Origin of the sequence: Pseudomonas sp. EL_65y_Pfl2_R96, assembly GCF_963970905.1 — a bacterium.
GTDB lineage: Bacteria > Pseudomonadota > Gammaproteobacteria > Pseudomonadales > Pseudomonadaceae > Aquipseudomonas.
The window spans coordinates 1-6,227 of the sequence record NZ_CAXAQH010000064.1; the positions used below are offsets into that span (position 1 = coordinate 1).

Below are 6,227 nucleotides of genomic sequence, written 5' to 3' on the forward strand. Positions count from 1 at the left end.
GCTTTCAACGCTCGCTTTATCAGATCAATTTGCGAAGATTCGGTAGGAACTGTCAATCCTGCGCTTGGTCCGACATGGTTCATCGCAGTCCCCTTGACCACCGCGAAAATCCTGTCATTCGAATCTAACGCGTCCGAGAGCCGCTTGAGGATAAGCACCCCTCCTCCCTCACTTCGGACATACCCATCCGCCGCAGCATCGAAAGGCTTGCAATAACCGGACGCTGAAATCACGTTAGCTTTTTGCAGTGCCAAGGTGGCCACTGGAGAGAAGATCAGGTTAACGCCCGAAATGATTGCCATCGAGGATTCGCGACTACGCAGGCTACCAATCCCAAGGTGCAAAGCCGAAAGCGACGATGAGCAAGCCGTATCCAATGAAATGGCGGGGCCTCTCAAGCCCCAAGTATGAGCAATGCGGCCTGCGGCAGTATTCAGAACATTACCGGTAACAAAATACGCGTCACGCTCCTGCGCGCTACCGGCCATCTCCAGAAGGCGTCCATAGTCATTGGAAGTAATGCCAACGAAGACCCCCGTACTCGAATCACGTAATTTCTCAGGATCGATACCGGCATGCTCAAACGCTTCCCAGGTCAGCTCCAACAGGTAGCGTTGCTGCGGATCCAGAGACTGAAGCTCACGATGAGAGATTCCGAAGAAACGGCTATCCAAGGCGTACGGATCTTGAACATATCCACCCCGCATCTTTGCAGCGATATCCGGGTTGGAAATAGAGTGGTCCACGCCTCCGAAATCAAAACATCTCGTGGAGGGTGGATCCATGATCACGCAGCGCTTGGCGACCACCGCTTTCCATAGATCCTCCGGACTCTGTACCCCGCCCGGCATACGACAACTCATGCCAACAATGGCGAAGCCTTCATCTGCAGATGATCGCAAGTCGTAGAGCTCTGATTGCAGTTTCTCAATTTCCAACAGCGCTGCTTTGACTACTGAAAGTTCTCCAGCCTTCGATACCATATCCCTGTCCTCTCGAAGCACTCTGAATGGCGCTGTTCCCTGCTCGGCAGTTGAAGAGCCAATCCCCTAGCTAAAGTCGTACGAAATCGCTCCTCTGACTTATTTCAGAGAAGTTCAAATCGACATTTGTATGAAGTTTCCCGCGCGCTCAACGACAACTGCGAATTAGCGTTTCAAGCCAAGCTGTGCAGTACCAGTGAAAAAATAACAAGATCAGCCACGACATGGGACATCCACGGAGCAAGCAAGCCACCTGAGCGCCAGCGCACCCACCCTTGGACAACTCCATAGAGTCCACTCAATAGCACGCCAGCCTTGCCTCCCGGAATACCTTGCCAATGCAGACAACCAAACGATACCGCTTGGAACAGGATGATCCAGCCTATCGAAACACCTGAAAAACTTAGTTCCTTGAATAGAATCCCGCGAAAAATCCATTCCTCAACAGCCGCATTTATGCAGTAAAAGGCCACGCCCGCAGGAATAATAATCCACCATGACAAATGAGGGATCATTGTAGTAAATCGAGAAAAATCAGGTGATACAATCGAATACCATACAAAGAGCCCCAGCGTGGCACAGCCCGCACCTAGAATAGAGTAGCTCCAGGTACTAGCCCGCCACTCTTCCTTCCCAGGCCACCACTTAAAGTCTGCTTTTTCTCGACGTTTAGAATCGATATACGCATAGACTGCTATCGGCACTACCAATGGTACTGGCCAGGGAAGCTGAAAGTATTCAATCCGAGATATCGCAGCAACCATGACGAACCATCCAAACAGACTATGGCTTCCCGTCCTCACTTTGGCAACGATCAAACCCATAAAAATTGCCGCGCACACCATCAACGTAAGTTGCCACCCCCCCTCTAAAAAAGGCAACACCGAAAAAATAATTAAATAATAAACAGTTATCATCAAACACACTCAGTTCGACTAGCAGCCAATGTTCAACTTTAACGTGTACACCTGAGAATCACCGCGTGCAACACACGGCTACTCCCCACTTACGAGATCAGGTGGACGCTATGAAACGGCTTCAGCAAAGGGTGTCATATCTGTCCAGACTTCATTAATGTGACTCAGACAAGCGTCTTTGGCCCCCTCGTATCCGACACTCTTCCAACCTAAAGGCAATTCTTTATGCTTACTCCATATCGAATACTGTCGCTTTGCATTCACGACAACGACATAAACCTCTCTTGTCTCAACATCCATATTTTCACCCTCTGTTTACGATCAGAATTCCATAAACTCAAAGCAACAAGGCCCCTCACCAATCAAAACGAATAACACCCGTTAAAAATTAGCCAATTCGCCTTTACCACTTCCATTTTTTTCACAGCACATGAAAGCACCACCTCTCGCACGCAGCGCCATCCAGATAACCCTGGATATATAACAGATAGAGCACTTCACACCCGCGGCAACGCCAAATTTCCATCAGATAAAACCGCCCCTGCCCGGCATGCCAACACGCTCGCACACCCAACCGCCTGAAGCCGGAAGACCTCGGAGGCACGACTGATTAGCGCCGAAACCACGCCACCGAAGGGCCTCGGCCAGCTTGCAGCATGAACTGATCCGATACACCCTAATATTAGAAACCCTGTCGAATCCAAGAGACATGACATAAGTCATTGAACACGAACCTTCTCCGGAGATCAGATCGGCCTCCTATAAAAGACACAGGTATGTTATCCACCGAGAACAAATGACACAGAGCCAATAGATATGAGACAGGCACTCATCCCCACGCACAATATCGGGACGGTGAAAAAAATAATATAAGAGAGACTGACTGAATCCGCGGAGCAATTGGGAGAGCACGGCTCCCGCAATAAGAACTCATCAGGATACTTGCTGGCGACCTGCACAGCCCTTGATGACCGCAAGATAACAGCAGTAGCTAGAACCAGGTACAGACGTACCAATACATACGATTCGAAGTAGGCCAGAATTGCCCTACCCCATACGAAAACATGGGACAGACCCACCACATCTATAGCCGGAATCCCACCAAGACACCGACTTGCTCCCTGCACCTGCAACATGAAGCTCCTGCCTTTTAGTCCATAAGAGTGCAGCATACAGGCCTCTTGCGTACTGCGCCTGCAAGCGGCCATAGAAAATATGACACACCTCGAAATAGAAATCTACAGTGATTGGATCCAATTTTTTCATTCGCGCAAAAAAAATTTCTTCACTTGATCACCCTATCCCAGCGTGATAATAAGCTCCCCCTAATTTTTTTGGACACTGGCATTTTATTCAATACCTTGATCAATCTTTATACAATCTGCGATATATGGAAATTCCCTCAGATGAAAGATCACGACACAAGCAATCCTGTTTCACTCACCCATATCCTTTCTCACTGGGCAAGTACTAAACCAGACGCTACCGCCTATGTTTTTCTTGCTGACGGAGAGCATGAAACACATTCCATAAGTTACTCAGAGTTATTTCACCGCTCCGCTGGACTGGCCAAAAAATTGCAAACCATTGGTCGTTTTGGCGACAGAATGCTTATGTTTTACCCTACCGGAATCGAGTTTATCGTGGCCTTCTATGGCTGCCTTCATGCAGGACTAATTCCAGTTCCTGCCTATGCACCAAAGAAGAACTCCAAGCAGGACCGCATTGACAAAATCATCGTTGACTGCAGCCCTGCAGCGATATTGGGAACCACGGATATCATTCATAGGCTCTCTGACTCTGATCATCCATTGGCCCTGAATGGTCTTCCTCCGTTATTAGCAACGGATTCTGAACAATACACCACCACTGACCTGTCTATTTCAGACAAAATCACTGGTAATACCTTGGCTTGCCTACAATACACTTCAGGCTCTACAGGGTCCCCTAAAGGGGTCATGTTGACTCATGAAAATTTCATTAAAAATCAACAATTCACCCAAAAAAACTGGCAGCACGACCACACTTCGGACTGGATGTGCTGGCTACCGCTTTTCCACGACATGGGCTTAGGTAATATTGTTCAGACCCTGTATCTCGGGTCCCGCTGCATTCTCATCCCACCAGAGACCTTCGTTCAAAAGCCAATCAGGTGGTTAAACGCCATTTCCCGCTATGCGGCCCACACTAGCGGAGGTCCCGATTTTGCTTATGCACTGTGTGCAGACATTCCCACTGAAGAAATACCTGCCGATCTGGACCTGTCAAACTGGAAGGTCGCTTATAACGGTGCCGAACCAATAAACCCAAATAGCCTGCTCAAATTCACCGAAAAATTCTCACGCTTTGGTTTCTGCGCACAAGCCTTCTCGCCGTGCTACGGACTGGCTGAAGCAACGCTGGCAGTAACAGCGGTCCACAAGGGCCAGCCGGTTGAATCGATCAGTATTGATGTAGCTGCTTTCGCGGAAAATCGGGTGATCGTCGTACCCGATGCCGCAGGTGGACGTGTGTTGGTGAGCTCAGGCATTTCACCGTCTGATGACAGCGTCAGAATTGTCGATCCAAACACATACGAATCCTTGCCCGAAGATGCCATTGGCGAAATCTGGTGCTGCAGCGGCGGCGTCGGACAAGGCTATTGGAATAACTCTGAAGCAACCCGCACCACCTTCCAGGCCACACTGGCGTCTACATCAACCCCTCACTACATGCGAACAGGTGACCTTGGTTTTTTCCATGCCGGCCAGTTGTACGTAACAGGGCGCCTGAAGGACGTCATCATTATTCGAGGGAAGAATTATTACCCGCAAGATATCGAGTTTTCCTGTTCAGGCTGCCATCCAGCCTTAGTCCATGGCGGCACAACGGCTTTCGTGGATGGTGAGCAGTCCATCGACAGAGTGATCATCTTTCAGGAAGTCAAACGTACTCAAGTACGCGGGGCCGACTTCGAACACATGCTCGCCCTGATCAAAAAAAGCGTCGCAACCGAGCACGGGCTGGCCTTACAAGCCATCTATCTGTTGAAGCCAGGCCAACTGCCCAGAACCTCGAGCGGCAAGGTTCGCCGCGCAGAATGCCTGAAAAAACTGCGAGCCAACGAGGTCCTGTCGATCGCTCAATGGCAAAGTGGGCCTGCCACCCCTCCCCTTGCAGAAACCATTTACGAGGTGCCTGAAAGCAAATGCACAACGCGGCGCAGCCAAGCAGAAATAGACCAGTGGCTTGCCGAGACACTCACGACTAAATTTTCCATTAGTCAGGATGCAATCAAGTCTGATGCAAATTTCGCCGAGCTGGGGCTCGACTCGATAAACATTACTGTACTTGCGCAGTTAATGACTGAGTTCGCCGGGCGCTCCGTCTCGGCAACCCAGTTCTTCGATTACCCCACCCTCGGTGAGCTGTGCGCTCACCTCGCAGATGCCGTCCGATCGCAATCAAGAAAGAGCCCAGCCCAATCCCCCACCCTCGATCAGCATCAATATGCAATCGTTGGGATGGCCTGTGACTTTCCTGGCGCCACATCCCTCGAGGGGTTTTGGCAAATGATTGCTGCGGGTCAACAAGGATTCGCTCCTCTGGCCACGCGATGGAGCGAAGTGGGAGGCTCCAAAGGTGGGGAAAATGCTCGAGCGGGTGTCATCGACGATCTATTTATGTTCGACGCCAGGTTCTTCCGCATTAGCGACGAAGAGGCGCGCTCCATGGATCCGCAGCAACGGTTGCTGCTTTCCACAGCCTGGGAAGCACTCGAACATGCCAGTCTTTCACCGACAGAACTGGCGGGATCCGATACCGGTGTATTTATCGGCATCTCTTCCAATGACTATTCACGCGGCCTGCTCGATCACTCTGACACACCTTATTTCCTGACAGGCAGTGCGTTAAGCCTGGCGGCAAACCGAATCTCCTATGTATTCGACTTCAAAGGCCCGAGCCTGGCCATAGACACCGCATGCTCTTCATCCCTGGTAGCCCTGCACAATGCCTTGAACAGTCTGGCCAGTCACGAGTGCGACCTGGCATTGGTGGGCGGAGTCAACGCACTGCTTTCATCTCCTGTAGATGCCTCATTCAATAAAGCCGGAATGACCTCAAAATCCTCATCCGCACGGATATTTGATGCTGCGGCTGACGGCTATGTCAGGGGGGAAGGCTGCGGAGTCTTGATCATCAAGCGCCTTTCAGATGCTCAGGATAATAACGACAGAATACTGGCCGTGATTGCGAGCTCAGCAATCAATCAGGATGGGCGCAGTAACGGGCTGACCGCACCTAATGGAGTTGCTCAGCAAAAAGTCATTCATAAGGCCCTCCACAG

4 protein-coding genes are annotated in these 6,227 nt (G+C 50.5%); 1 reads left to right on the forward strand and 3 read right to left on the reverse strand.

Annotation, left to right across the window (positions count from 1 at the left end; all coding sequences use genetic code 11):
* The 3 genes from AACY49_RS29200 to AACY49_RS29210 form a co-directional block, all read right to left on the reverse strand.
* On the reverse strand, window positions 1–983 hold a 983-nt coding region (locus tag AACY49_RS29200), incomplete at its 3' end, for a beta-ketoacyl [acyl carrier protein] synthase domain-containing protein (protein ID WP_339527629.1).
* 173 nt (window positions 984–1,156) lie between these two features.
* On the reverse strand, window positions 1,157–1,900 hold the full coding sequence (locus AACY49_RS29205) for a CPBP family intramembrane glutamic endopeptidase (RefSeq protein WP_339527631.1): 744 nt from the start codon (window positions 1,898–1,900) through the stop codon (window positions 1,157–1,159).
* A 108-nt stretch (window positions 1,901–2,008) separates the two neighbouring features.
* Window positions 2,009–2,200: an MbtH family protein gene (locus AACY49_RS29210; protein WP_339527633.1), complete on the reverse strand. Its 192-nt coding sequence runs from the start codon at window positions 2,198–2,200 to the stop codon at window positions 2,009–2,011.
* Window positions 2,201–3,147: 947 nt separating this feature from the next.
* Here AACY49_RS29210 and AACY49_RS29215 point away from each other — a divergent pair.
* Window positions 3,148–6,227, forward strand: a 3,080-nt coding sequence (locus tag AACY49_RS29215; RefSeq protein WP_339527635.1) for a beta-ketoacyl synthase N-terminal-like domain-containing protein, incomplete at its 3' end; no start/stop codon positions are given.

Coding starts and splice junctions, on each gene's coding strand:
- AACY49_RS29205 (WP_339527631.1), bottom strand. CDS start 1,900: ATGATAACTGTTTATTATTTAATTATTTTTTCGGTGTTGCCTTTTTTA.
- AACY49_RS29210 (WP_339527633.1), bottom strand. CDS start 2,200: ATGGATGTTGAGACAAGAGAGGTTTATGTCGTTGTCGTGAATGCAAAG.